The organism is Bacteroides clarus YIT 12056, from assembly GCF_900129655.1.
GTDB classification, from domain to species: domain Bacteria; phylum Bacteroidota; class Bacteroidia; order Bacteroidales; family Bacteroidaceae; genus Bacteroides; species Bacteroides clarus.
The window spans coordinates 547,567-574,414 of sequence record NZ_FQWK01000003.1 but is presented as its reverse complement, the minus strand read 5'-3'; the positions used below and the strand labels follow the sequence as shown (position 1 = coordinate 574,414).

Annotated in this window: 20 protein-coding genes and 1 pseudogene; 15 read left to right on the top strand and 6 right to left on the bottom strand. The window is 46.2% G+C overall.

Translation table 11 applies throughout. The annotated features are described in order from the left end of the window. Nucleotides 1-30 precede the first annotated feature (30 nt). Entirely contained in the window at nt 31-1,845 is a 1,815-nt protein-coding gene (gene recQ / locus BUB52_RS07270; RefSeq protein WP_009121248.1) for a DNA helicase RecQ, read from the bottom strand. A gap of 280 nt (nt 1,846-2,125) precedes the next feature. Between recQ and BUB52_RS07265 the strand changes: the two genes are divergently transcribed. The 8 genes from BUB52_RS07265 to BUB52_RS07230 all read left to right on the top strand — a co-directional run bounded on the left by BUB52_RS07265 (nt 2,126) and on the right by BUB52_RS07230 (nt 11,992). Further along, the gene (locus BUB52_RS07265) at nt 2,126-2,590 is read left to right on the top strand and encodes a helix-turn-helix domain-containing protein (protein WP_009121250.1); all 465 of its coding nucleotides are present in this window, start codon (nt 2,126-2,128) and stop codon (nt 2,588-2,590) included. A 99-nt stretch (nt 2,591-2,689) separates the two neighbouring features. Continuing rightward, nucleotides 2,690-4,738 (top strand): dipeptidyl-peptidase 3 family protein, encoded by a 2,049-nt coding sequence (locus tag BUB52_RS07260; protein WP_009121251.1) that lies wholly within the window; start codon nt 2,690-2,692, stop codon nt 4,736-4,738. 295 nt (nt 4,739-5,033) lie between these two features. Further along, nucleotides 5,034-5,696, top strand: coding sequence for a DNA alkylation repair protein (locus BUB52_RS07255; RefSeq protein ID WP_009121252.1), 663 nt, complete (start codon nt 5,034-5,036; stop codon nt 5,694-5,696). Nucleotides 5,697-5,828: 132 nt separating this feature from the next. Then, nucleotides 5,829-6,317, top strand: a complete 489-nt coding sequence (locus BUB52_RS07250; protein WP_009121253.1) for a Fur family transcriptional regulator — start codon at nt 5,829-5,831, stop codon at nt 6,315-6,317. After that, nucleotides 6,314-7,582 carry an adenylosuccinate synthase gene (locus BUB52_RS07245; protein WP_009121254.1) on the top strand — a complete coding sequence of 423 codons (1,269 nt, stop codon included), beginning with the start codon at nt 6,314-6,316 and terminating at the stop codon, nt 7,580-7,582. Before BUB52_RS07250 ends, BUB52_RS07245 begins: the two co-directional genes overlap by 4 nt. Before the next feature lie 135 nt (nt 7,583-7,717). Then, complete coding sequence (locus BUB52_RS07240; protein WP_009121255.1) at nt 7,718-8,413, top strand: zinc metallopeptidase; 696 nt, start codon at nt 7,718-7,720, stop codon at nt 8,411-8,413. Nucleotides 8,414-8,537: 124 nt separating this feature from the next. Next, the gene (gene hisS, locus BUB52_RS07235; RefSeq protein WP_022217752.1) at nt 8,538-9,899 is read left to right on the top strand and encodes a histidine--tRNA ligase; all 1,362 of its coding nucleotides are present in this window, start codon (nt 8,538-8,540) and stop codon (nt 9,897-9,899) included. 590 nt (nt 9,900-10,489) lie between these two features. Continuing rightward, nucleotides 10,490-11,992, top strand: coding sequence for a glutamine synthetase family protein (locus BUB52_RS07230; RefSeq protein WP_009121258.1), 1,503 nt, complete (start codon nt 10,490-10,492; stop codon nt 11,990-11,992). 58 nt (nt 11,993-12,050) lie between these two features. Here BUB52_RS07230 and BUB52_RS07225 read toward each other — a convergent pair whose 3' ends face one another. After that, a complete protein-coding gene (locus BUB52_RS07225; protein WP_009121259.1) occupies nt 12,051-12,902 on the bottom strand; it encodes a bile acid:sodium symporter family protein in 852 nt (283 codons plus the stop codon). Nucleotides 12,903-13,087: 185 nt separating this feature from the next. On the opposite strand from BUB52_RS07225, the gene BUB52_RS07220 reads away from it, so the two are divergent. The 4 genes and pseudogenes from BUB52_RS07220 (at nt 13,088) to BUB52_RS07205 (ending at nt 16,689) form a co-directional block, all read left to right on the top strand. Beyond that, nucleotides 13,088-13,360: a co-chaperone GroES gene (locus BUB52_RS07220; protein ID WP_004290132.1), complete on the top strand. Its 273-nt coding sequence runs from the start codon at nt 13,088-13,090 to the stop codon at nt 13,358-13,360. A 41-nt stretch (nt 13,361-13,401) separates the two neighbouring features. Then, nucleotides 13,402-15,039, top strand: coding sequence for a chaperonin GroEL (groL, locus tag BUB52_RS07215; protein ID WP_009121260.1), 1,638 nt, complete (start codon nt 13,402-13,404; stop codon nt 15,037-15,039). A gap of 255 nt (nt 15,040-15,294) precedes the next feature. Then, nucleotides 15,295-15,513: a winged helix-turn-helix domain-containing protein gene (locus BUB52_RS07210; RefSeq protein ID WP_009121261.1), complete on the top strand. Its 219-nt coding sequence runs from the start codon at nt 15,295-15,297 to the stop codon at nt 15,511-15,513. 154 nt (nt 15,514-15,667) lie between these two features. Beyond that, nucleotides 15,668-16,689: pseudogene (locus tag BUB52_RS07205) on the top strand (threonine aldolase family protein). 166 nt (nt 16,690-16,855) lie between these two features. Here the strand turns inward: BUB52_RS07205 and BUB52_RS07200 are convergent. Next, nucleotides 16,856-19,384 (bottom strand): bifunctional glycoside hydrolase family 9 protein/polysaccharide deacetylase, encoded by a 2,529-nt coding sequence (locus tag BUB52_RS07200; RefSeq protein WP_009121264.1) that lies wholly within the window; start codon nt 19,382-19,384, stop codon nt 16,856-16,858. 311 nt (nt 19,385-19,695) lie between these two features. Here BUB52_RS07200 and BUB52_RS07195 point away from each other — a divergent pair, with 311 nt between their 5' ends. Beyond that, a complete protein-coding gene (locus tag BUB52_RS07195; RefSeq protein WP_009121265.1) occupies nt 19,696-20,664 on the top strand; it encodes a DnaJ C-terminal domain-containing protein in 969 nt (322 codons plus the stop codon). A 15-nt stretch (nt 20,665-20,679) separates the two neighbouring features. After that, entirely contained in the window at nt 20,680-20,976 is a 297-nt protein-coding gene (locus BUB52_RS07190; protein WP_009121266.1) for a chaperone modulator CbpM, read from the top strand. Nucleotides 20,977-21,055: 79 nt separating this feature from the next. On the opposite strand, the gene BUB52_RS07185 is transcribed toward BUB52_RS07190, so the two are convergent. The 3 genes from BUB52_RS07185 to BUB52_RS07175 are packed head-to-tail and all read right to left on the bottom strand — an operon-like array spanning nt 21,056 to nt 24,687. Beyond that, nucleotides 21,056-22,762, bottom strand: coding sequence for an acyl-CoA dehydrogenase family protein (locus tag BUB52_RS07185; protein WP_009121267.1), 1,707 nt, complete (start codon nt 22,760-22,762; stop codon nt 21,056-21,058). A gap of 7 nt (nt 22,763-22,769) precedes the next feature. Further along, a complete protein-coding gene (locus BUB52_RS07180; protein ID WP_009121268.1) occupies nt 22,770-23,789 on the bottom strand; it encodes an electron transfer flavoprotein subunit alpha/FixB family protein in 1,020 nt (339 codons plus the stop codon). A 4-nt stretch (nt 23,790-23,793) separates the two neighbouring features. Continuing rightward, complete coding sequence (locus BUB52_RS07175) at nt 23,794-24,687, bottom strand: electron transfer flavoprotein subunit beta/FixA family protein (RefSeq protein ID WP_009121269.1); 894 nt, start codon at nt 24,685-24,687, stop codon at nt 23,794-23,796. A 325-nt stretch (nt 24,688-25,012) separates the two neighbouring features. On the opposite strand from BUB52_RS07175, the gene BUB52_RS07165 reads away from it, so the two are divergent. After that, complete coding sequence (locus BUB52_RS07165) at nt 25,013-26,773, top strand: 1-deoxy-D-xylulose-5-phosphate synthase (protein ID WP_009121271.1); 1,761 nt, start codon at nt 25,013-25,015, stop codon at nt 26,771-26,773. The last annotated feature ends 75 nt before the right edge of the window (nt 26,774-26,848 follow it).

Genomic DNA, 26,848 nt, shown 5'->3' with positions numbered 1-26,848 from the left:
ACTTAATCACTAATCACTAAACGCTAATCACTAATCACTAAACTTACGTATTAGGGCAACGAATTCTTTTCCGTATTTCTTCTTTTTGTATTCTCCGATGCCGCTGATGTTGCCGAATTCCTCAATGGTGGCGGGGCGTGAGGTACTGAGCAGGTGAAGCACTTTGTCGGACAGGACGATGTATGCGGGCAAGGCTTCTTCGTCCGCAAGATGTTTTCTCAACTTGCGCAACGCTTCAAAGAGAGCCTCGCTCTCTGTATCGGGAAGTCCCAAAGGCAGCTCTTTGCCGGGAGCGGGCACCTTGCGTTTTCTTCCCTGCTTGGTTTCGTTCGTTTCTTCCCGGCGTATTACTACTAATCGGGCGGTGGCTCTACCGAAAAGAACATCGCTTCCTGTGGAAGTTATTTTCAGATGATTGTTTTCGTTGTAGGCGATTTCAAAGTAGCCGAGCTGCAGCATTTGTAATAAATAATCATGCCAGTCGCGGGCCGGAACTTCACGTCCGGCGGCAAATGTTTTCAGTTGCTGATAGCCTTTGCTCACGACTTCGGGAGACATGGTTCCTCTTAGAATATCCACTAAAACGCCCGTGCTTATTTGCTGTTCCGTACGGGCAATGGCGCTTAAGGCTTTCTGTACGATAATAGTTCCGTCGAAGCGTTCCGGCGGGTTCTTGCAGACATCGCAATTACCGCAATCATGGTCTGCCGTCTCTCCGAAATAGCTTAACAATATGCGGCGCCGGCAGATGTCGGATTCGGCGTATTGCTGCATGCGTTGCAGTTTCTCTAAGTTAATGCCTTCTTGCCCGCTGTCGGTGGCGAATTTGGTCAGTAAAATCAAGTCAGCCAGCGAGTAAAACAGTAATGTGTCGCTTGGCAGCCCGTCTCTTCCGGCACGTCCGATTTCCTGATAGAAACTCTCGATGCTCTTTGGTAAATTATAATGAATAACCCATCGTACGTTGCTCTTGTCTATACCCATACCGAAAGCAATGGTGGCGCATACCACTTGCACACGGTCATTGATGAAATCATCTTGCGCTTCGTCCCTGCGGGCGGGGGAGAGGCCGGCGTGGTAGACGGCGGTGCGGATGCCTTGCTTTTGGAGCATTTGCGCCACGGACTCCGTCTTGCTTCGACTCATGCAATAGATGATGCCGCTTTCTCCGGGATGACGGGCTATGAAGTCAAGAATTGTCTTGGATTTTTCCTTCTGCCGGTAGCCCCGCTTTACGGTGAGGCTCAGGTTGGGGCGGTCGAAAGAGGAAATGAATATCCGGGGGTGGTTCAGATGGAGTTGCCTGATGATATCTTCGCGCGTGATTTTGTCGGCGGTGGCGGTCAGGGCGATGATGGGCACCTGCGGAAACTGCCGGTGCAGAATCCCCATTTGTGTATATTCCGGACGGAAATCATGCCCCCATTGCGAAATGCAATGCGCCTCGTCGATGGCGAAAAGTGAGATGTGCATATCCCGCAGGAGATAGTTGGCCTCTGCAAGCAGCTTTTCGGGAGAGATGTATAGCAGTTTCAGTTTACCCTCCGTGCAGGCACGGCGAAGGGCGGCATTCTCCGTTTCGTCATTGCTGCTGTTCAGCGCACCGGCACTGATGCCGTTGGCGCACAACGCTTCTACCTGGTCTTTCATCAGTGAGATGAGCGGTGAGACCACTACGGCGGTTCCTTCGCGCAGTAGGGCGGGAAGCTGGTAGCATATTGATTTTCCACCGCCGGTGGGCATTAACACAAGTGCGTCGTTTCCATCCAGAATGTGACGGATAATCTCTTCTTGCAAGGGGCGGAAACTGTCGTATCCGAAGTATGTTTTAAGCGTTTGTAGCATAAGCGGTGCCGGTATCTTTTTCGGGGGCAAAGTTACATTAATTCTTGCATAAAACGCAAAAGGAAGTGTAACTCAATTAAATAACTTGTGAAATTGACAGTAAAGTTAAATAATCTTATTATTGAGCGTACTCCGCTTCTTTTCAACCTTTTTCGTTGTTTATATATCAAAAATATGTGCGGGAAAAGTTGCGTATTAAAAAAAAATGTTAGACTTTTGTGTAATCTAAGGGAAACTCCTTTGGATTTCCATTTTTAAACAACCCTAACCAGTTAATTCAATGAGTGATTTAGAAAAAAAAGCACAGGAGGAGGCTACAAAGAAGCGTCCCTACAACCTGCGCGAAAAAAAAGAAAAGAAGGCCGCCTACCGTTCCTTGATACGCCCGGAACTGGCAGACGAGCTGTATGACAGGATACTGAATATCATTGTCGTGCAGAAGAAGTACAGAGACCCCAATTATTCTGCAAAAGATTTGGCAAAAGAGTTACAAACCAATACCCGCTATTTGTCGGCGGTTGTAAACTCTCGCTTTGGCATGAACTACTCATGTTTGTTGAATGAATACAGAGTGAAAGATGCTTTGCATTTATTGACAGATAAGAGATATGCTGACAAAAATGTAGAAGAAATCAGCACGATGGTTGGTTTCGCTAATCGTCAGTCTTTTTATGCTGCGTTTTACAAGAATGTAGGAGAAACTCCTAACGGTTATCGTAAGAAAAATGCAGTGAAAAGCAAATAATGCAGTGAAGCTGAATTTATAAAAGGAAATATTCTGAGACGTTTGCTCCGGAATACTTCCTTTTGTCATTTTAATACTAACTATTTCTTCCCGACACACATGAAAAAACAACTAATTACCGCGGTGGCCGCCATGTCTTTGCTGGCAGCTTGCGGCGGAGCACCGAAAACGACTGCCGAGGCAGAAAAATTTGATTACACAGTGGAACAGTTTGCAGACTTACAGATTTTACGCTACCGCGTACCGGAATTTGAGAGCTTGTCTCTCAAACAGAAAGAATTAGTTTATTACCTCACGGAAGCCGCTTTGCAGGGACGTGACATCTTGTTTGACCAGAACGGGAAGTATAACCTCAGGATCCGCCGGATGCTGGAAGCTGTCTATACGGGCTATACCGGTGACAAGACTGCGGCAGATTTCAAGGCCATGGAAGTGTATCTGAAACGGGTATGGTTCTCCAACGGTATTCATCATCATTATGGCAGCGAGAAGTTTGTGCCGGGCTTTACTCCCGAATTCTTCAAACAAGCCCTTTTGAGCGTAGATGCATCCACGCTTCCGCTGGCGGAAGGACAGACGGTGGAACAACTTTATGAAGAAATCGCTCCCGTTATCTTCGACCCTCAGGTAATGCCGAAGCGTGTGAACCAGGCTGCCGGTGAGGATTTGGTGCTGACTTCGGCATGTAATTATTATGACGGAGTGACGCAGAAGGAAGCCGAGGCTTTTTACAACGCGATGAAAGATCCTAAAGATGAAACACCGGTTTCTTACGGATTGAACAGCCGCCTGGTGAAAGAGAACGGCAAGATTCAGGAGAAAGTGTGGAAAGTGGGGGGCTTGTACGGTCAGGCCATCGAAAAGATAGTATATTGGTTGAAGAAAGCGGAAGGCGTTGCCGAGAATCCTGAACAGAAAGCGGTTATAGCCAAACTGATAGAGTTCTATGAAACGGGAGACCTGAAGACCTTTGACGATTATGCCATCCTTTGGGTGAAAGACTTGGATTCCCGCATCGATTTCGTAAACGGATTTACCGAAAGCTACGGAGACCCGTTGGGGATGAAGGCAAGTTGGGAGTCTTTGGTGAATTTCAAGGATTTGGAAGCTACCCGTCGTACGGAGATTATCAGTAGTAATGCGCAATGGTTCGAAGACCATTCTCCGGTGGAAAAGCAGTTCAAGAAAGAAAAAGTGAAAGGTGTTTCCGCCAAGGTTATCACCGCCGCTATTCTGGCGGGCGACCTTTATCCGGCAACGGCTATCGGCATCAACCTGCCCAATGCCAACTGGATTCGTAGCCATCATGGTTCCAAATCCGTCACGATTGGTAATATTACGGATGCCTACAATAAGGCGGCTCATGGCAACGGCTTCAATGAAGAGTTTGTGTATAGTGATGCCGAGTTGCAGCTGATAGATAAATATGCCGATACCACCGATGAACTGCATACCGACCTGCACGAATGTTTGGGACATGGCTCAGGTAAGCTGCTTCCGGGTGTAGACCCCGACGCGTTGAAAGCTTACGGCTCGACTATTGAGGAGGCGCGTGCCGACTTGTTCGGACTTTATTATGTGGCCGATCCGAAATTGGTTGAACTGGGATTGACTCCGAATGCGGATGCTTATAAGGCTCAGTATTATACTTACCTGATGAACGGATTGATGACGCAGCTCGTGCGTATCGAACCGGGTAATAATGTGGAAGAGGCTCACATGCGTAACCGTCAGCTCATCGCCCGTTGGGTATATGAAAAGGGCGCTGCCGATAAAGTGGTGGAGTTGGTGAAGAAAGACGGAAAGACTTATGTCGTAATTAACGATTACGGAAAAGTACGCGAACTGTTTGGCGAGTTACTTGCCGAAATACAGCGTATCAAGTCTACGGGTGACTATGAAGCAGCCCATAAGCTGGTAGAGGCTTATGCCGTAAAGGTAGACCCTGAACTGCATGCGGAAGTATTGGAACGCTATAAGAAGCTGAACCTGGCTCCGTATAAAGGCTTTATCAATCCGAAGTATGAGGCTGTGACGGATGCTGACGGCAATATAACCGATGTGACAGTGACTTATGATGAGGGTTATGCCGAACAGATGCTGCGTTATGGCAAGGATTATTCGGTATTGCCTTCGGTAAACAATTAAATGGATACAGAGACGCAGAGGCTAAGAGGTACAAAGATACAGAGGCACAGCATTTTTCGGTCTAAAGCCTGAAAGGCTTGGGACATATATCCCGGGGTAACTCCCCGGGTGTAAAAAAAACCTCTGTCTTTTTACGCCCTGTAAGGGCAAGAGCCTTGCACGTGAATCTTTTGCCCTTGCAGGGTGTAATGCTAATCATATCATATTCTCGGGGTGGCTACCCCAGGCTTGAAGATAAAAGGGCTTTCAGCCTTACGTGATGAGCAGGACTTTCATTTTACAGAACTCTCATTTTATGGAACTAAAAGAACAACTCAAAGAAATAAAAACGCAGCTCCGTCTCTCCATGAACGGAGCTGTATCTCAAAGTATGCGGGAGAAGGGGTTGGTTTACAAACTCAACTTCGGCGTGGAACTGCCCCGTATCAAAAGTATTGCCGCCGCTTACGAAAAAGACCATGCCTTGGCGCAGGCTCTTTGGAAAGAGGATATCCGTGAATGTAAAATACTGGCGGGATTGCTCCAGCCGGTCGACAGTTTCTTGCCTGAGATTGCGGATATATGGGTGGAGAATATCCGGAACATCGAGATTGCGGAACTTACCTGTATGAACCTTTTTCAGTATCTTCCGTATGCTCCTGCCAAGTCTTTCCATTGGATTGCGGCTGAAGATGAATATACGCAGGTTTGCGGTTTTCTTACCATTGCCCGCCTGTTGATGAAAAAAGGGGATATGAATGAGCGCGTGGAGAATGAATTCCTTGACCAGGCAATATCAGCATTCCTGTCGGGTTCTTACCATGTGCGTAATGCCGCGCTGACCGCCATCCGCCGCTTTATGCAACACAGCGAAGAAAACGCTTTTCAAGTTTGCCGGAGAGTAGAGGGCATGAAAGAGTCTTCTTCCCAACCCGAACAGCTTCTTTATACCCTGGTAAGGGAAGAGGTGGAAATGTGATAGGGTGATAAGGTATTCACCTTGTCACTTTCTTTCCCTACTTTACTATTCTCGTTATTAATTTTTCTTTTTTTGTTTGCTTTCCGCAAAAAAGACTTAACTTTGTTGGCTGTTAAAAAACTGCGCCTTTAAATGGAAAGTCAGAACGTGAAAGATACGGTTAGGCAGATATTCACCGAATATCTCAATACGAACGGGCATCGCAAGACTCCCGAACGCTATGCCATACTCGAGACTATTTATTCCATAGACGGCCATTTCGACATCGATACGCTTTATTCGCTAATGGCGGATCAGGAAAACTTCAGGGTCAGCCGCGCGACACTTTACAATACGATTATATTACTTATCAATGCCCGTCTGGTTATCAAACATCAGTTCGGGAACTCTTCCCAATACGAAAAAAGCTATAACCGTGATACGCATCACCACCAAATCTGTACGCAGTGCGGTAAGGTTGTCGAGTTCCAGAATGAGGAATTGCAGCAGGCTATCGAGAATACAAAGCTGAGTCGTTTTAACTTGACGCATTACTCGTTGTATATGTACGGACTGTGCAGCAAGTGCGACCGTGCGAACAAAAGAAAGAAGAAAAATAATAACCATAAGAAAGAGAAATGAAAGTAGACATTCTATTAGGATTACAATGGGGCGACGAAGGCAAAGGCAAAGTCGTTGATGTATTAACTCCGAGATACGATGTGGTGGCACGTTTTCAAGGTGGCCCGAACGCCGGTCATACATTGGAGTTTGAAGGTCAGAAATATGTGCTCCGTTCCATTCCTTCGGGAATTTTCCAAGGTGATAAAGTAAATATCATCGGTAATGGCGTGGTGCTCGACCCGGCGCTGTTTAAAGCGGAAGCTGAAGCATTGGAGGCATCCGGCCACAATTTGAAGGAACGCTTGCATATTTCTAAAAAGGCGCATCTCATCCTGCCTACGCACCGCATTCTGGACGCTGCCTACGAGGCTGCGAAGGGAGATGCCAAAGTGGGTACTACCGGTAAGGGTATCGGTCCGACGTATACGGATAAAGTAAGCCGCAACGGTGTGCGTGTAGGTGATATTCTGCATGATTTTGATAAGAAATATGCTGCCGCCAAAGCTCGTCATGAACAAATTCTGAAAAGTCTGAACTATGAATATGATTTGACCGAATTGGAAAAGGCATGGCTTGAGGGTATCGACTACCTGAAACAGTTTAAGTTTGTGGATAGCGAACACGAAATAAACGGTTTGTTGTCAGACGGCAAGTCTGTTTTGTGCGAAGGTGCGCAAGGTACGATGCTGGATGTCGATTTCGGTTCTTATCCGTTCGTGACTTCTTCCAATACAATCTGTGCAGGCGCTTGTACGGGTCTGGGTATAGCTCCTAATAAGATTGGTGAAGTATACGGTATCTTCAAAGCATACTGTACGCGTGTGGGTGCAGGTCCGTTCCCTACGGAACTGTTCGATAAGACGGGTGACCAGATTTGTACGTTGGGACACGAGTTCGGCTCGGTAACAGGACGCAAGCGTCGTTGCGGCTGGATTGACCTGGTGGCCTTGAAATATGCCATCATGGTGGACGGTGTTACTAAGCTTATCATGATGAAGAGCGATGTGCTTGATACTTTTGAAACAATCAAGGCGTGTGTGGCATATAAGGTGAACGGTGAGGAAATCGATTACTTCCCGTTCGATATCGAAGGTGTTGAACCGGTATATGTAGAATTGCCCGGTTGGCAGACGGATATGACAAAGATGCAGAGTGAAGATGAATTCCCCGAGGAGTTCAATGCATATCTGTCTTTCTTGGAAGAACAACTCGGTGTGCCTGTGAAGATTGTATCTGTGGGTCCTGACCGCGGGCAAACCATTGAACGCTATACGGAAGAATAATAGATTTTAGCTAATTCTTCCTAAAAGATAAGGGAAACTGTGAGATTGCTCACGGTTTCCCTTTATTTTTGGCAAACAATTTGTTATATAAATAGAAACGACACATTATTCACTTATTTTTAAAAGAAGAAGATTATGACAACTGGAATGATAGGTATGCAATGGATTATCTTTATCGGTATAGCCGTGGTCAGCTGGCTGGTACAGATGAATCTGCAAAGTAAATTCAAGAAATATTCTAAAATCCCTACCGGTAACGGAATGACGGGAGCCGATGTGGCTTTGAAGATGCTGCACGATAATGGAATCTATGATGTTACCGTTACTCATACTCCGGGACATCTGACAGATCACTACAACCCCGCCAATAAGACCGTGAACCTGAGTGAGGATGTTTATAGCGGCAGCAGTATTATGGCGGCAGCCGTTGCCGCCCATGAGTGCGGACACGCCGTGCAGCATGCACGTGCTTATGCCCCGTTGACAATGCGCAGCAAGTTGGTGCCTGTGGTGTCATTTGCTTCCAATATCATGACATGGGTATTGCTGGGCGGTATTCTGATGTTGAATACTTTCCCGCAATTGTTGCTGGCCGGTATCATCCTTTTTGCCATGACTACCCTGTTCAGCTTTATTACGCTTCCGGTGGAAATCAATGCAAGTAAGCGTGCGTTGGTATGGTTGAGCAGTTCCGGTATTACGAATGCCCGCAATCATACACAGGCTGAAGATGCGCTTCGTTCGGCTGCTTATACTTATGTGGTAGCCGCGCTTGGTTCATTGGCAACTCTTGTTTACTATATTATGATATTCCTGGGACGTAGAGAATAAGAGCATTCCGTTCCGCAGAAATAGAAAAATGCTTTCTTCATGCTAAATGGAGAAAGCATTTTTTTTCTTAATCAATAAAATACCGTAACTTTGTCGTCTGATTTTATAAATGATTGATACGATTATGGCAGCAAAACCAAGTATTCCAAAAGGAACCCGCGACTTTTCGCCTGTGGAAATGGCGAAACGTAACTATATATTCAATACGATTCGTGATGTTTATCATCTTTATGGTTTCCAGCAGATAGAAACTCCTTCCATGGAAATGCTTTCCACTTTGATGGGGAAGTATGGTGAAGAAGGTGATAAGCTGTTGTTCAAGATACAGAATTCCGGTGATTATTTTTCCGGTCTGACGGACGAAGAACTGTTGAGCCGTAACGCTCCGCGACTGGCCTGCAAGTTTTGTGAAAAAGGTTTGCGCTATGACCTTACCGTACCTTTCGCTCGTTATGTCGTGATGCACAGGGATGAAATAACTTTTCCTTTCAAGCGTTATCAGATTCAACCGGTGTGGCGTGCAGACCGCCCGCAGAAGGGACGTTATCGCGAGTTCTATCAGTGTGATGCCGATGTAGTGGGTAGCGACTCTTTGTTGAACGAGGTAGAGCTGATGCAGATTGTCGATACCGTATTTACACGTTTCGGTATTCGTGTTTGTATTAAAATCAACAACCGCAAGATTTTGAGCGGCATTGCCGAGATTATCGGTGAGGCCGACAAGATAGTGGATATTACCGTAGCTATTGATAAACTGGACAAAATAGGATTGGACAATGTCAATGCAGAATTGAAGGAGAAAGGCATCGGTGATGAGGCTATTGCCAAATTGCAGCCCATTATCTTGTTGAGCGGCAGCAATGAAGAAAAACTTGCTACTTTGAAACAGGTATTGTCTGCCAGCGAAACCGGATTGAGAGGTGTGGAAGAGAGCGAATTTATCTTGAAGACGTTGTCAACGCTCGGACTGAAGAATGAAATCGAGCTTGACCTGACTTTGGCTCGTGGCTTAAATTATTATACGGGCGCTATTTTTGAAGTAAAGGCGCTGGATGTACAAATCGGAAGTATTACCGGTGGCGGTCGCTATGACAACTTGACCGGAGTATTCGGTATGGCAGGTGTTTCGGGAGTAGGCATTTCGTTCGGTGCAGACCGTATATTCGATGTGTTGAATCAACTTGAACTCTATCCGAAAGAAGCGGTGAACGGTACGCAACTTCTGTTTATCAACTTTGGCGAGAAAGAGGCGGCTTTCTCTATGAATGTACTTGCCCAAGTACGTGCGGCAGGTATCCGTGCCGAAATCTTCCCCGATTCCAGTAAGATGAAGAAACAGATGAGTTATGCCAATTCAAAGATGATACCGTTTGTTGCTTTGGTTGGAGAAAATGAAATGAACGAAGGCAAAGTAACCCTGAAGAATATGGAAACCGGCGAACAGAAGTCGGTTACTCCCGAAGAATTGGTAAGCGAACTGAGTTAATAAAAACTGAAATACTATTAAAAAGGAGCACAAATGCGCTCCTTTTTTGTATATTTGTAAAGAAGGTGTTGCAGAAATGTAATATCGGGCTTTTACCTTTGCAGTGACAATAAAATAGGAGGTTTGTATGGTTTCCGTTCAATTTAAACAAGAAAAGCACAATGCTCTCGTCAGTTTTTTGATGATTGTCATAGCGGTGTTGTTTTTGCTTTATATGGGAAGTTCGCTGGTGCACTCTACCAGGACTTTTTGGGAAAACTATTCCATTGAGAATTTATTGGAATGATACTTCATCGATAAGTCTTATAGGAAGTTAACTTGATTGTACCGATGATGTTAACCAAGTGCGATGTGACAAGTTAACATCATGATATGTATGATGTTAATATCGTATGGGTTATGATATTAACTTATAGTTTTGTTGAGACGTTATTACCTTTTTGCGGTATTTACCCATATTGAGAATAAATAAAGGCAGCTAATCCCATTGCGGTTGGTTGTCTTTTTGTATATTTGTAAATTAATGTCTCAAAATTTCAGCACGAACGGAGTTTGTTAACCATATCATAAATTAAAAAACAACCAAAATCATGAATCAAGATTTCTCAATGCATGCCAATCCGTTGGTGGCTAAACTTCAAAAGCCGGCTTCCGAATTTACAAAAGCCGACATAGTATCTTATATAAAGGAGAATGAAATCACAATGGTGAACTTCATGTATCCTGCTGCCGACGGACGGCTGAAAACTCTGAATTTTGTTATTAATGATGCCGCTTATCTCGATGCGATACTTACGTGCGGGGAACGTGTAGACGGCTCCAGTTTGTTTCCTTTCATTGAAGCAGGCAGCAGTGATTTATATGTGGTACCCCGTTTCTGTACGGCGTTTGCGGATCCTTTTGCCGAGCAGCCTACGCTTTCCATGCTTTGTTCGTTCTTCAATAAAGACGGCGAGCCGTTGGAGAGCTCACCGGAACATACCTTGCGCAAGGCTTGCCGGGCATTTACGGAAGTAACGGGCATGGAGTTTCAGGCTATGGGCGAGTTGGAATATTATGTTATTTCGGAAGACAGCGGGATGTTCCCGGCTACCGACCAACGTGGTTATCACGAGTCGGCTCCTTATGCCAAATTCAACGAATTCCGTACCGAATGCATGGCTTATATCGCACAAGCCGGCGGACAGATTAAGTACGGACATTCCGAAGTGGGTAATTTCACCCTTGACGGTAAGATATACGAGCAGAACGAAATCGAATTTCTGCCGGTACGTGCCGATCAGGCGGCCGATCAACTGATGATTGCGAAATGGATTATCCGCAACCTTGCTTATCAATATGGATTCGACCTTACTTTTGCTCCGAAAATAACGGCCGGAAAGGCCGGTTCCGGATTACATATCCACATGCGTATCATGAAAGACGGAAAGAACCAGATGTTGAAAGACGGCGTACTTTCCGAAACGGCTCGCAAGGCCATCGCAGGCATGATGGAATTGGCTCCTTCCATTACTGCATTCGGTAATACGAACCCTACTTCCTATTTCCGTCTTGTACCTCATCAGGAAGCGCCTACCAATATTTGCTGGGGCGACCGCAACCGTTCCGTATTGGTGCGTGTCCCATTGGGCTGGTCGGCTAAGACTGATATGTGCATGCTTGCCAATCCGCTGGAAGCGCCGAGTAATTATGATACCACCCAAAAACAGACGGTGGAGATGCGTTCACCGGACGGCTCAGCCGATTTGTATCAACTGATTGCAGGCTTGGCGGTAGCTTGCCGTCGCGGTTTTGAAATGCCGGATGCTTTGGAAGTTGCGGATAGGACTTATGTGAATGTAAATATACACAAGAAAGAAAATGAAGATAAACTGAAGCAACTGGCTCAGCTACCCGATAGTTGCGCCGCTTCTGCCGACTGTCTGGAAAGACAGCGTGCGGCTTTCGAGAAATACAATGTTTTCAGTCCCGCTATGATTGACGGAATCATTACTAAGTTACGCTCTTATGAGGACAAGACTTTGCGTAGTGAAGTTCAGAATAGTCCGGAAGAGATGCTGAAGCTGGTGGAGAAATATTTCCATTGCGGATAATGGATAAAATGGCTGAATGATTGATTATAATTATAGGGATAGTAACTCGGAACAATCGCTATTTCCGCTTTACTATCCCTACATATCCCAGTAAAATAACATTCATCATCAATGCGTAAATAATGGCCGGTATGGCTATTATGCCGTTATTGAAAACAAAGGGGCTGCTTGCTACGGCAATAGCTTGGGCGGCATTCTGCATGCCTATTTCGATGATGAGGGTGCGTTGTTCTTTTTGGTTCAGGCGCATGGATTTAGACAGTAAAACGCCGCCACCCATTGCAAGCAAAATGAGCACCGAGATGCACAATCCCAATTTACCGAATTGGGTCATGATAGTGGCGTGATGTTGTATGAAGAAAATCGTAGCCAGCAGGATTAATGCGGGAAAGGCGGTTCTAGAAAGAACTTTATGAATGCTTTCGGCTTTTTGCGGACAATATCTTTTTACCAAAACACCTGTAATAATAGGGAGAAGCATCAACAGAAGGTTTTGCACGATGAGGCTTCCGACCGGTAAGTTTATATCGATATTCAGATGGTTTCCGATGAGGTGAGTGGAAAATTCCATGACGACGGGAATTGTAAACAGCGTAATAATGCTGCTGAGCGCAGTCAGCGATACGGATAAGGCTACATCTCCTTTAGCTATCATTGAAAATATATTGGATGAGCTTCCGCCGGGAGAACAGGCAATCAGCATAATTCCTATGAAGAATAAAGGTTCCAACCGGAATGCGTACCCTAACATGAATGCCAGTACCGGCAAGAACAGTATTTGCCCTATCAGTCCGGCGATGATGGGGCGGGGACGTTGGCGGAACAGCTTAAAGTCTTCTATGCGTAATGTAAGCCCCAGTTCGAACATTAATAGTGTCAGAATGGGCAGGACAATCCATATTGCGTTCATAAGGAATTATTTCTTTTTGAGGCTGCAAATATAGCAATTCCTGCTTTATTCTTTGCCATTTTGTCAGCCTTAATCTGCCAAACGAACAGCTTTGCCTTTTGGCACGGTTTTCGTAAGTCCTTTATCGCTTATATAAAGCAATATTACTATTATAATAAATGTATAACATATAAAACAAAAGAACTATGAACATTAAACCATTAGCAGACAGAGTGCTGATACTCCCTGCACCTGCAGAAGAAAAGACAATTGGCGGTATCATTATTCCTGATACGGCAAAAGAAAAACCTTTGAAAGGTGAAGTTATAGCAGTAGGCAACGGAACAAAGGACGAAGAAATGGTGTTGAAGGTTGGTGATACAGTGCTGTATGGCAAGTATGCCGGTACGGAACTGGAAGTTGAAGGAACCAAATACCTCATCATGCGTCAAAGTGACGTACTCGCTGTATTGGGATAATAAATTTATAAAATAGTAAACCTGAAAAAAGTAAAGACATTATGGCAAAAGAAATATTATTCAATATCGATGCCCGTGACCAATTAAAGAAAGGTATCGATACACTGGCAAATGCAGTAAAAGTAACTCTCGGCCCCAAAGGTCGTAATGTAATCATCGAAAAGAAATTCGGTGCTCCCCACATCACAAAAGACGGTGTAACGGTTGCCAAAGAAGTGGAATTGGCTGATGCTTATCAGAATACCGGTGCGCAATTGGTTAAGGAAGTCGCTTCTAAGACAGGTGATGACGCAGGTGACGGTACGACTACTGCTACTGTGTTGGCTCAGGCCATTGTAGCCGAAGGCTTGAAGAACGTAACTGCCGGTGCAAGCCCGATGGATATTAAACGCGGTATTGACAAGGCTGTTGCCAAAGTGGTAGAATCTATCAAGAGTCAGTCAGAGAAAGTCGGTGACAACTATGATAAAATCGAACAAGTCGCTTCTGTATCTGCCAACAATGACCCGGTTATCGGTAAATTGATCGCAGATGCTATGCGCAAGGTTTCTAAAGATGGTGTTATCACTATCGAAGAGGCTAAGGGTACGGATACTACTATCGGTGTAGTAGAAGGTATGCAGTTCGATCGCGGTTATCTTTCTGCTTATTTCGTTACCAATACTGAAAAGATGGAATGCGAAATGGAAAAACCGTACATCCTGATTTATGATAAGAAGATTTCTAACCTGAAAGATTTCTTACCTATCCTTGAACCTGCTGTACAAACTGGCCGTCCGCTGTTGGTAATTGCAGAAGATGTAGATAGCGAAGCGTTGACTACACTGGTTGTTAACCGTCTGCGTTCTCAGTTGAAGATATGCGCCGTGAAGGCTCCGGGCTTCGGTGACCGTCGCAAGGAAATGTTGGAAGACATTGCCGTATTGACGGGTGGTGTTGTAATCAGTGAAGAAAAAGGTTTGAAGCTGGAACAGGCTACTATCGAAATGTTGGGTACTGCCGACAAGGTGACTGTTTCTAAAGATAATACGACTATCGTAAACGGTGCCGGTGCAAAAGAAAACATCCAAGAACGTTGTGAGCAGATCAAAGCTCAGATTGCCTCTACTAAGTCAGACTATGACAAAGAAAAGTTGCAGGAACGTCTGGCTAAGTTGTCTGGTGGTGTAGCTGTTCTTTACGTAGGCGCTGCTTCCGAAGTGGAAATGAAAGAGAAGAAAGACCGTGTAGATGATGCTCTTCGTGCTACTCGTGCCGCTATCGAAGAAGGTATCGTTGCCGGTGGCGGTGTAGCTTATATCCGTGCTTTGGACGCTTTGGAAGGTCTGCAAGGAGATAATGCTGACGAAACAACAGGTATCGACATCATCAAGCGTGCTATCGAAGAGCCTTTGCGTCAGATTGTTGCCAATGCTGGTAAGGAAGGCGCCGTTGTGGTACAGAAAGTTCGTGAGGGTAAAGCTGACTTCGGTTACAATGCACGTACAGATGTTTACGAAAATCTGCATGCTGCCGGTGTGGTAGACCCTGCTAAGGTAACTCGTGTAGCTCTTGAAAACGCAGCTTCTATCGCAGGTATGTTCCTGACTACCGAATGTGTAATCGTTGAAAAGAAAGAAGATAAGCCTGAAATGCCGATGGGCGCTCCCGGAATGGGCGGTATGGGCGGAATGATGTAATATCGTTTTCCCTTGATTTCTTAATCATATAGATTGACCGTGATGTCTTTTTGATAGACATTGCGGTCTTTTTTTTACCCGTTTGTTTTTACTTATATCGACAAAAACGTGTAAAATTACGAAACTGTTACAAAAGTGATTAATTTCCATATCTTTTGTTTGTTTTCTGTGTTGTTTTAATTGAAAATAATATCTTTATACCCGATAAAGATAACCCAACAACAAACTATTAACCTCTTTAATTGAAAAAGTAAAATGAACAAAAGTGAAATTGGACTGAATGCCGGTAAAGTTTGGCAGTTGTTAAGTGATTACGCTAAATGGAGTTATGGCGCGCTGAAAAGAAAGTCCGGATTGAAAGACAAGGAATTGGGGGCGGCTATCGGTTGGCTTGCCCGTGAAGACAAGATTGTACTTTCCCAAGAAGAAGATGAGCTCTACATTTCATTGGGAGTAAACGTGTATATCGGATAAATAGAAAGCCGATTGAATCAAGCTTTTTTGAGGTGCGGTTTCGCAAAACGGAAAGATTACCGTGGATTGTGAAATCTGCACCTCTTTGTTTTTTCATGTTGGGGAAATATTGTTTCCTTTGCATATTCTTTTAATACTGATAATAGAAACGACTATGAGAAGTTTTGCTTCAGATAATAATTCGGGTGTGCATCCTTTGGTGATGGAAGCCTTGAACCAGGCTAATCAAGACCACGCAGTAGGTTATGGTGATGATGCCTGGACAGAAGAAGCTGTTCGGAAAATCAGAGAGGCCTTTACTCCCGATTGCGAACCGCTGTTTGTATTCAATGGAACCGGTAGTAATGCTGTTGCCCTGCAGTTGTGTACACGTTCCTATAATTCGATATATGTGCGGAAACTGCGCATATTTATGTAGACGAGTGTGGTTCTCCGGCCCGCATGACAGGCTGTCAGATACGTCCGGTTGCCACTCCCGACGGAAAGCTGACTCCGGAGTTGGTACGTCCTTATCTTTGTCATTTTGGCGAGCAGCATCATTCGCAGCCGGGAGCTTTCTATATCTCACAATGTACGGAACTGGGTACTATCTATCAACCCGATGAAATCCGTGCGTTAACGGAGTTGGCGCATCGGTACGGTATGTACGTTCATATGGATGGCGCCCGCCTGGCAAATGCGTGTGCGGCTCTTAATCTTAGCTTTAAGGAACTGACGGCGGATTGTGGTATCGATATTCTGAGCTTTGGTGGAACGAAGAACGGGCTGATGCTTGGAGAAAGCGTAATTATCTTTAATCCAGCTTTGAAGAAAGAAGCTTATTTTGTACGTAAGCAGTCGGCGCAGCTTGCATCGAAACTCCGTTATTTGTCTTGCCAGTTTACTGCTTACCTGACCGATGACCTTTGGCTGAAGAATGCTTCACATGCCAATCGAATGGCGGAGCTTTTATATACCGGATTGAAAGAGTTGCCTGAAGTGCGTTTTACGCAGAAAATGGAAAGTAACCAATTGTTCTTGACAATGCCTCGTCCGGTAATTGATAGCTTGTTGAAGGACTACTTTTTTTATTTCTGGAATGAAGAAGAGAATGAGATACGTTTTGTCACTTCTTTTGATACTACGGAACAGGATATAGAAGAATTGTTGCGAGCCATTAGAAGTTATTGCCATTAACCGGTATTCATCTTTTGTCATGTAAAAAGCCCCTGAGCCTTCTCAGGCAAGGGGCTTAACTTGAAACTTTCTCTCTCTTGGGGGCGAGGAGAAAGTTTGCTGAAAACAATGCGATTAGACTTTACCTTAAATACCTTTGTTTGATAACCTTTTAACTAACCTTTTTTTATAATGTTGAATCTGTTTTAGTGCCAATTGCCTCGAGTACAGGCGCAAAAGTATAACCTTTATGTTTCAGCGTTTTTATCAGTTTATCCAAATAACCATTGTAGAATTTATCGGTACGACGGTCGTCTGTTCCGAAATGTATCAGCATTAAATGTCCGTTCAGCCCTTCTTTCTTTTCTACTTCCATTATTTTGTTGTAGATGAATTTGCTGCTCCGGTACTTCTGCCCCATGTCCGGGGTAGTATAATCTGCATTACTCATAGTACCGGTAGTATAGTTAATAACCTGTATTCCCATGCTTTTTGCCCAAGCGGCTATTTCCTTGTTATAATATTCATAAGGCGGGATATATATAGGGGCATCTTTATATTCGATACCTGCCTTACGCATGGTTTCATAGCTTTGCATCATATCTTTTTCAAATTCCTCACGGGTCACCAATAGGGAATCTCGCTTTTCCCAGGGCATATAGAGCAAATGTCCGTAACTGTGGCTGCCCACCAGATGCCCTTCGTTGAGCAGGCGTTTTACAACTTCGGGGTAAAGCTCGTAAAATTCACCGGTAAAGAAGAAACCGCCTTTGATGCCGTGTCTTTTCAAAGTGCTGATAATGGCGTCGGCGCCGTCTGCCTTGTCGGCTGCTGTGAATACGAGGCTGATTTGTTTTTTAGAGGGGTCGGTACGCACGATACCGCCATTGACGTATACATTCTTGTCTGCCGATATATTGGCTTGCTTCATTCCTTCTTTCTGCATGGCGGAGAGATAATAGGTGAGGCAGGCGGTTCCGTCCATGGTAGGTTCGTTGGTGGAATAATCATGGATTGCATCGTGATATACCATCAAGTCCGGTTGAAAGCGTTCGTAATCTTGACCGGGCGTACCGGGAATGCCGGTCATGTTAACTCCACGCAGGCTCTCGAATATACTGCGGTATACAGGGCCGTCTACCAGTCCGCCTGTCGTATTGCCTACGCCTGCATTGAGCAGGGAAGAGTGGGGCTGTGAAGGATAATCACCGTAAAGCGGTAATTCTACAATCATACTTGTTCCCCACGGATTACACCCGAAAAGCCAGTCGCGGAGAGCGGCTTCCATTTCGGCATAAGTCTCGTCACCGGTTGTCTCACGATACAGACGGCATTGTGTCAACATGGCGGTAGTCAGGTTGTTGGAACACCAAATGTAGGGAATGCCGTGCAGGAAAGGGTTCTCAACAGCTTTTTCGTATGTACGCTCAATGCCGGTACGTATATTGCGGGTGAATTCTTTGCTGATACGCTGATTATCCACGGTAGCCAGATGGTAGTGTCCCATATTCATAAACGGATACCATTGATAATGGCGGGCGCTGTCGGCGCCCATCCACGGAGTGACAGGCTCGCGGCGTCCGTATTCGAGGGCTTGCGACAGATATTTGGGATTACCGGTAGCTTTGTATAGCTCCATGGCTCCGAGCTCCATGTCGTCTACCCAGTTGTCTTCTTCGTAGATGTAGGGTGATTTTACGGAAGCGGTCTGACATGCTCCGGGCTTCTTTACGCCTTCTTGATAAGCAGCGTCGGCTTTTCCACCGATTTCGGCGGCAAATTCAGGATAGAAGTCTTTCAGTATCTTGGCTCCCAGGGCAAAGCAAGAAGCAAATTTACCGGCTGTGCTGGCTACGCCTGTGGTGGCATTTATAAATTGTCCGCGCACTTGAGGCTCGCCGCTGCAGAAATAAACAGGACGGCCTTTGCCCGGTCCGTATCCATAGTCTACCTCGTCTTTATTGGGTAGGCGCATACCGGCATGGTCGCGATCGTCGGCTATTTGGTTGTACAGTTCACCCGGAGCAGGATTCATGCGATTCAGCCAGTCCAGCCCCCATTTTATCTCATCCACTATATCGGGAATACCATTTGTACCCGGCAGTCCGTCTGCATTGTAAGCGTCGCCAAATGCTTCGGGGTTTTCCTGATAGGCAAACATCATTTGATATATGGCGTTGGCAGAGGTTGTAGTATATTGCAGATAATCGGTTGCGTCATGCCAGCCGCCGCGGACATCAATGTGTTGTCCGGTTTTTGTGGGATGGTACACTATATAACCGTCGTGCACGTGGCAACTGTCTTTTAGGAACGGATTGTAACCGCAGCGTTGTTGGCGCATGTAGTTCAGCAGGAAGTCGGCCGTACCGTTATATACTTGCGCATTGATAGGAAAGCGTGGAGAAACGGCTTTTCCCGCTTTCAGATAGTAGGTACCCGGTTCTTGAAAATTGCTGAAATCCAATCGGTAGGTACTGTTCATGCCACCTAATTTTCCGGTAGCTTTGGGTGAAGTAAAAGTACGTACTGTCTTTCCGGTAAAAGCGTCAACCAATGCGTATTCTTTTACGTCGGTATCCGCTTCACTCATAAATACCGCTACTTTAATAGATTGCGGCAGATAGCCAAGTTGGTTAATCCTGATCCACTCGTCTGCCTTGCACGGAAGTGCGGCAATTGCAAAAATTAGTGTTAAGAGCCAATAATAAGTTTTCATAAGGGGTTTTATTTTATTTAAGGTTGGGGGAATTGTGTAAAAACAGATTTTATCCCAATACAAATAAAGCAGTTTCTATCAATTTTAGGAAGATTTAGAATAAATAATTAGGTGATATTATGTGTCATTTACAAAATTTCAGAATAAATAAAGTGTGAAGGGAGTAGGTAAGTAATAATAAATTATTGTTTATCATTTACTTATATGTATATGAAATGATTTTTAATTTTCGTTTACGCATTTTAGTTTCTAAAAAACAATGTTGGTGTGTTATTTGTTCTATCCATTTTAGAATACAAAACTTATAAACTATGGCTTATATTGATTATTATCAAGTCCTTGGAGTAGACAAAACGGCATCTCAGGATGACATCAAGAAAGCGTTCCGTAAGTTGGCGCGCAAGTATCATCCCGACTTGAATCCGAATGACGCTACTGCCAAAGACAAGTTCCAGGCTATCAACGAGGCCAATGAAGTGCTTAGTGATCCTGAGAAAAGAAAGAAATATGATGAATATGGTGAACATTGGAAGCACGCCGATGAATTTGAAGCTCAGAAGCGGGCACGGCAGCAGGCCGGTGCAGGAGGTTTCGGCGGTACGGGCTTCGGTGGTCAAGGCGGTGCCGGTTTCGGTACGGACGGGGGCGGTACATACTGGTACTCTTCCGATGGACAGGAGTTTTCCGGGAGTAGTGCAGACGGCTTTTCAGACTTCTTTGAACAGATGTTCGGACACCGTACACGTGGTGGAGGCGGAGCAAATGCCGGCTTTCGCGGGCAGGACTTCCATGCCGATTTAAATCTGTCGCTTCGGGATGCCGCCCAAACCCATAAGCAGATATTGACGGTGAACGGCAAGAATGTCCGTATCACCATTCCTGCCGGTGTGGCGAACGGGCAAGTCATTAAACTGAAAGGCTATGGCGGTGAGGGCATCAACGGTGGACCGGCGGGCGACCTGTACATTACTTTCGTGATAGCGGACGACTCTGCATTCAAACGCTTGGGTGATGACTTGTATGTAGATGTGGATATCGACCTCTATACGGCGCTCCTGGGTGGTGAAAAGTTGGTAGATACATTGGAAGGTCAGGTGAAACTGAAAGTCAAGCCCGAAACGCAGAACGGAACGAAAGTCCGTCTGAAAGGAAAGGGCTTTCCGGTATACAAGAAAGAAGGTCAGTTCGGTGACTTGATTGTGACTTATTCCGTAAAGTTACCGACGAATCTGACGGAGCAGCAGAAAGAAATGTTCCGTAAAATTCAAAGTATGAACTAAAAAGGAGAACGAGTTATGCAGAACGAATTAATTATAATCAGTGAGTATTGCGACAAGTGTCACATAGAACCCTCGTTCATTGAGATGTTGCAGGAAGGCGGTTTGATAGATATTTTGACGGAAGGCGGGGAACGTTGTCTGCAGTTTTCCCAACTGCCTGATGTAGAGCGTTACAGCCGTATGTATTACGACTTGTCTATCAACATCGAAGGTATTGATGCCATTCATCATTTATTGGAACGTATGGAAAGTATGCAGCAGGAGATTTATTCATTGCACAATAAGCTGAGGCTGTTGGGAGGTTTGGACTGACGCCTGCGGCAGCGGTACAAAAAAACGTTCCATCCTGTATCAACGGGGTGGAACGTTCTTTATATAAGGGTTAAAACGCTTACTTGCGATAGCTTTCCAACTCTTCAGCCTTAAACTTGCGGATAAAGTTGAAATGCTTCTCTATTTCAGACTCAGCATAGTTTACGTATACCAGTGCCGACTTGGCGAACAATTCGGGAGCTTTTGTAGCATCCTGAATCAGCAAGTGGGACATTACGCATACGGCAGCCATTTCGTAAAGACGACGGGCCACGAAATCAAGCAATTCCTGGTCACCGCTTTCCTTAACGGCATTGGTACAAGCCTCGAGTTTGTTCGTCATTTCTTTAACGCGATCCAACAGCGGTTGCATGTCTTCGCTACACGGAATCAGTTCATAGTCGCGCAGGGTGGCGGCATAGGAACCGTTGGTGACGTAGCGGATAGCGGCTACCGTCTGCAACTGCGTAGTACCTTCGTAGATGCTGGTGATACGTGCGTCACGATAAATGCGCTGACAAGCATATTCCAGCATGAAACCGGAACCGCCGTGAATTTGGATGCTGTCGTAAGCGTTCTGGTTGGCATATTCGGAGTTCATACCTTTGGCCAGCGGAGTGAAAGAATCGGCCAATTTGGCATATTTCTTTTGTTCCTGACGTTCTTCCGGGGTCAGTTTGCGTTCGCGGGCGATATCGTCCAATGCCTTGTAGATGTCTACGTAGCGTGAAGTTTGGTACAACAAAGCGCGGCCTGCATCCAATTTGGCTTTCATGATAGCCAGCATATCGTATACGGCGGGGAACTCGATGATAGCTTTACCGAATTGTTTACGGTCTTTGGCATAAGCCAGACCTTCGTTGTAGGCGGCTTGTGACAAACCTACGGACTGGGCGGCGATACCCAGGCGGGCGCCGTTCATCAATGCCATTACGTATTTAATCAAACCGAGTTTGCGGTCGCCGCAGAGTTCGCACTTCGCATTCTTATAGACCAGTTCGCAGGTAGGAGAACCGTGAATACCCAACTTGTTTTCGATGCGGCGAACGTTTACGCCGCCGTCGCGCTTGTCGTAGATGAACATGGACAGGCCGCGGCCGTCTTTTGTTCCCTCTTCCGAACGTGCCAGCACGAGGTGCAGGTCGGCATCACCGTTAGTGATGAAACGCTTCACGCCGTTCAGACGCCAGCAGTTGTTTGCCTCGTCATAAGTAGCTTTCAGCATTACGCTTTGGAGGTCGGAACCGGCATCCGGTTCGGTCAGGTCCATTGACATGGTTTCGCCGGCGCAGATGCGGGGGATGAAACGGCTGTGCTGGTCTTCGTTACCGAACTCGTAAAGAGTTTCGATACAGTCTTGCAAAGACCAGATGTTGCCGAAACCGGCATCGGCGGCAGCTACGATTTCCGCGCACATGGTGTACGGGGTAATCGGGAAGTTCAGCCCGCCGAAACGACGCGGCATGGTCATGCCGTTGAGGCCGGCTTTCACCATAGCGTCGAGGTTCTGTTTGGTACCGCTGGCATACTCCACACGGCCGTTGGCGCAATGAGGACCTTCTTCGTCCACGCCTTCGGCATTGGGAGCGATAATCTCACCCGTAATCTCACCGGTGATTTCGAGTACCTTGTCGTATGAGTCGATGGCGTCCGCATAGTCCTGCGGGGCATAATCGAACTTGTCTTTATCTTCGTAGCCGCGTTCTTTCAGTTCGCAGATACGCTGCATCATCGGATTGTTCAAGTGATACTTGAGTTCCGGAATATCTGTATAAAAATTAGCCATGGTTTTCTTACTTACTATTCTGTTTGTAATACTTAATCATCTTCGGGATAACCTCTTCTACCGTACCGTTGATTACATAATCGGCAATGGTGTTGATAGGAGCGTTTTCGTCGTTGTTGACGGAGATGATGATACCGCTCTCTTGCATTCCGGCGATGTGCTGGATTTGTCCGCTGATGCCGCAAGCGATGTAGAGTTTCGGACGGACGGTAACACCGGTCTGACCAATCTGACGGTCATGGTCGGCATAGCCTGCATCGACGGCGGCGCGGCTGGCGCCTACTTCGGCGTGAAGTTCCTTAGCCAGTTCAAACAGCATATCGAAGTTCTCGCGGCTGCCCATGCCGTAACCGCCGGCTATAACGATGGGGGCGCCTTTCAGATTGTGTTTGGCTTTTTCTACGTGGCGGTCGATAACCTTCACTACATAGTCCGTTTCGGGGACATACTTGGCAACGTCGTGACGGATAATTTCACCCTTGTAGTTGGCATCCAGAATCTCTTTCTTCATCACGCCCTCGCGTACGGTCGCCATTTGCGGGCGGTGTTCGGGGTTCACAATCGTTGCTACGATGTTACCGCCGAATGCGGGACGGATTTGGTACAACAGATTTTCGTAGGTCTTACCCTCTTTCTTGTCTTCATGGTTGCCGATTTCGAGTGAAGTACAGTCGGCGGTCAGTCCGCTGGTCAGTGCGGAAGACACGCGGGGACCGAGGTCACGGCCGATAACGGTTGCTCCCATCAGGCAGATTTGCGGTTGTTCTTCTTTGAACAGGTTGATGAGGACGGAAGAGTGGGGAAGGGAAGTGTATGGGAACAAGCCCGGAGCGTCGAATACGTGTAGTTTGTCAACGCCGAAGGGCAATACTTGCTTTTCAATGCCTGCCAAATTGTTTCCGGCGGCAACAGCTTCCAGCTGGCAGCCCAACTGATTAGCCAGTTTACGACCTTTGGTCAGGAGTTCGAGACTGACATCGGCAACCGTAGTGCCTTCTATCTCTAAATATACAAATACATTATTCATAATCTTATCCTATCGTGTGGTTAGCTAACAGTTCAACAATCAAATCTTCTACATCCTGGTCGCTGCCTGTCAGTGTCTTGCTTTCTTTGGCTTGGAATGAAATGTTCTGAATGGTTTTCACCTTTGTAGGAGAACCGCTCAGACCGCATTGTACGAGGTCGCCGTTTACGTCGGCTACACTCCACTCGGTGATGTTCAGATAAGGATATTTCTCATAAAGGGCTGCGTACGGCAGTTCTGCGCCTTCTTTTTCAATGGCGGCTTTCTCCTGTGCGCCGAGAGCGCGTTTGTATTTCTGTACCAGTTTGGCATTGTGCGGACGGCAGGGAGCGGCACTTCCGTTGACGGTGATAACGATGGGCAACGGACCTTCTACCGTCTCCACACCACCGTCGATATGACGTTTTACGGTAATCTTCTTGGCGGCCTTGTCTACATTCAGAATCTCTTCTGCATAAGTCACCTGCGTCAATCCCAATTTTTCCGCTACCTGCGGACCTACTTGAGCCGTATCACCGTCGATGGCTTGGCGGCCGCCGATGATGATGTCGCAATCGCCAATCTTCTTGATGGCGGTGGCAAGGGCATAGGAAGTAGCCAGTGTATCAGCTCCGGCAAAAGCGCGGTCGGTCAGCAGATAACCGTTGTCAGCGCCACGGTAAAGTCCTTCACGAATAACTTCGGCTGCGCGTCCCGGTCCCATAGTCAGGATGGTTACGGTGGAGCCCGGATGTTCATCTTTCAAACGGAGAGCTTGCTCAAGGGCATTCAGGTCTTCGGGGTTGAAGATGGCAGGGAGTGCCGCGCGGTTAATGGTTCCGTCGGCTTTCATGGCATCTTTCCCAACGTTACGCGTGTCGGGAACTTGTTTTGCCAATACAACAATTTTCAAACTCATGCTATTAATAATTAGTATTAGTATTTCTACATGTCAGTGCCGGGAATAGGAGTAGTAGAGTCCTGCTACTGAAATTATCCGGTTAACTATCAGCGTGCAAATTTACGCAAAGAGTTGGGTTTGACAAGAAAACAAAGTAAAAAATGCACATCCGAGAAGATTTTGAGCAAAAACGCAAAACGTAAAAATGGTAATTCAAACCGTAATTCGTCTACTTCCCGAATGTTTCTTCCGTTGTATTTTTGCAGCGTTGAATATATCAGGAAATATTTCTGATACCTGATAATCAAGAATAATTTTAAATCAATATATTTTAATAAAAGCTATGTATATAGAAAAGATTAACGGGCCTGCCGACGTGAAACGGCTTTCGGCGGGCGAACTGGAAACATTGAGTGAAGAAGTGCGCAGCGTATTGCTGAAAAAGCTGAGCGAACATGGCGGTCATGTAGGGCCGAACCTGGGTATGGTAGAGGCTACCATTGCCTTGCATTACGTATTCAATTCACCGATAGACAAGATTGTTTACGACGTTTCCCACCAAAGCTATACGCACAAGATATTGACGGGGCGTAAGGCGGCATTTATGAACGCTGCCGAGTATGATGAAGTGTCGGGCTACACCGAACCGTCGGAAAGCGAACACGACTTCTTCGTCATCGGACATACGTCGACTTCCGTCAGCCTTGCCACCGGACTGGCCAAAGCGCGTGATTTGAAAGGTGATACGGGCAATGTGATAGCCGTAATCGGTGACGGCTCTTTAAGCGGCGGCGAGGCTTTCGAAGGATTGAACAATGCCGCCGAATTAGGTACGAACTTCATCGTGATTGTGAACGATAACCAAATGTCCATTGCCGAAAACCATGGCGGACTGTATCGTAACCTGCAACTGTTGCGTGATACCGACGGGCAGGCGCCTTGCAATTTCTTTACCGCTATGGGATTGGACTATCTGTACGTAAAAGACGGTAATGATGTGCAGGCATTGATAAGCGCTTTCCAAAAAGTGAAAGATATCGACCATCCGGTTGTGGTGCACATCAATACCCTTAAAGGTAAAGGCTACCGTCTTGCCGAGCAGCAGCAAGAACGTTTCCATTACAGTATTCCGTTTAGTTTGGAAACGGGTAACCCGTCGGTTGACTTCGGTAATGAAGAAGATTATGGCGACCTTACGGCACGTTACCTGCTGCAAGAGATGAAGCGAGACCGTACCATTGTCGGTATCACAGCGGGTACACCCACTGTTTTCGGCTTTACGGCGGAGCGTCGCGAAGAGGCGGGACGTCAGTTTGTTGATGTGGGCATTGCCGAGGAACATGCCGTTGCCATGGCTTCCGCCATTGCTGCCGGTGGTGGAAAACCTGTCTTCGGTGTATACAGTACTTTCATCCAGCGTGCCTACGACCAGCTGTCGCAAGACCTGTGTATTAATAACAATCCGGCATTGATTCTCGTCTTTTGGGGCGGCGCGTCGAGCATGAACGATGTCACTCACCTTTGTCTTTTTGATATTCCGGTCATCGGCAATATTCCGAATATGGTCTATCTGGCTCCAACCTGCCGTGAGGAGTATCTGGCTATGTTGGAGTGGGGCATTCACCAGACGAAGCATCCGGTGGCCGTCCGTGTTCCCGCCAACGGGGTTATTTCACGCGGCATCGAGCCGGAAAAGGATTATGGCAAGCTGCTGAACCGCTATGAAGTGTCGCGCCGTGGCGAAAAGGTTGCCGTTCTCGGACTTGGTTCTTTCTATCAATTGGGTGAGGAAGTAGTCAGGAAGCTGAAAGAGGACACCGGAATCGATGCAACGCTTGTCAACCCTCGTTTCATTACGGGTGTGGACGAAGAACTGCTCGAGGACTTGAAGTGCGATCATACATTGGTGGTTACTCTGGAAGACGGTGTGCTCGATGGCGGCTTTGGAGAGAAGATTGCCCGTTACTATGCTTCGTCGGATATGAAAGTCTTGAATTATGGTATCAAGAAAGAGTTTGCAGACCGCTATGACATAAGCGAGTTGTTGCGGGATAACCGTTTGACAGCGTCGCAGATAGCGGATGATATAAAGAGGGTAAGATGAGAAAAAGCGGAGATAAGCTTTGGCGAAATAAACTCCCGGTTTAATGGGGATAAATTAAGAGTTTAATAGCAATAA

Bases quoted from the DNA above. Each gene is read 5' to 3' on its own strand.
- BUB52_RS07200 (WP_009121264.1), bottom strand. From the start codon at position 19,384: ATGAAAACTTATTATTGGCTCTTAACACTAATTTTTGCAATTGCCGCA.
- BUB52_RS07165 (WP_009121271.1), top strand. From the start codon at position 25,013: ATGTATATAGAAAAGATTAACGGGCCTGCCGACGTGAAACGGCTTTCG.
- BUB52_RS07210 (WP_009121261.1), top strand. From the start codon at position 15,295: ATGAACAAAAGTGAAATTGGACTGAATGCCGGTAAAGTTTGGCAGTTG.
- BUB52_RS07175 (WP_009121269.1), bottom strand. From the start codon at position 24,687: ATGAGTTTGAAAATTGTTGTATTGGCAAAACAAGTTCCCGACACGCGT.
- groL (WP_009121260.1), top strand. From the start codon at position 13,402: ATGGCAAAAGAAATATTATTCAATATCGATGCCCGTGACCAATTAAAG.
- BUB52_RS07195 (WP_009121265.1), top strand. From the start codon at position 19,696: ATGGCTTATATTGATTATTATCAAGTCCTTGGAGTAGACAAAACGGCA.
- BUB52_RS07255 (WP_009121252.1), top strand. From the start codon at position 5,034: ATGGAACTAAAAGAACAACTCAAAGAAATAAAAACGCAGCTCCGTCTC.
- BUB52_RS07190 (WP_009121266.1), top strand. From the start codon at position 20,680: ATGCAGAACGAATTAATTATAATCAGTGAGTATTGCGACAAGTGTCAC.
- BUB52_RS07265 (WP_009121250.1), top strand. From the start codon at position 2,126: ATGAGTGATTTAGAAAAAAAAGCACAGGAGGAGGCTACAAAGAAGCGT.
- BUB52_RS07245 (WP_009121254.1), top strand. From the start codon at position 6,314: ATGAAAGTAGACATTCTATTAGGATTACAATGGGGCGACGAAGGCAAA.
- BUB52_RS07240 (WP_009121255.1), top strand. From the start codon at position 7,718: ATGACAACTGGAATGATAGGTATGCAATGGATTATCTTTATCGGTATA.
- BUB52_RS07250 (WP_009121253.1), top strand. From the start codon at position 5,829: ATGGAAAGTCAGAACGTGAAAGATACGGTTAGGCAGATATTCACCGAA.
- recQ (WP_009121248.1), bottom strand. From the start codon at position 1,845: ATGCTACAAACGCTTAAAACATACTTCGGATACGACAGTTTCCGCCCC.
- BUB52_RS07225 (WP_009121259.1), bottom strand. From the start codon at position 12,902: ATGAACGCAATATGGATTGTCCTGCCCATTCTGACACTATTAATGTTC.
- BUB52_RS07260 (WP_009121251.1), top strand. From the start codon at position 2,690: ATGAAAAAACAACTAATTACCGCGGTGGCCGCCATGTCTTTGCTGGCA.
- BUB52_RS07180 (WP_009121268.1), bottom strand. From the start codon at position 23,789: ATGAATAATGTATTTGTATATTTAGAGATAGAAGGCACTACGGTTGCC.
- BUB52_RS07220 (WP_004290132.1), top strand. From the start codon at position 13,088: ATGAACATTAAACCATTAGCAGACAGAGTGCTGATACTCCCTGCACCT.
- hisS (WP_022217752.1), top strand. From the start codon at position 8,538: ATGGCAGCAAAACCAAGTATTCCAAAAGGAACCCGCGACTTTTCGCCT.
- BUB52_RS07230 (WP_009121258.1), top strand. From the start codon at position 10,490: ATGAATCAAGATTTCTCAATGCATGCCAATCCGTTGGTGGCTAAACTT.
- BUB52_RS07185 (WP_009121267.1), bottom strand. From the start codon at position 22,762: ATGGCTAATTTTTATACAGATATTCCGGAACTCAAGTATCACTTGAAC.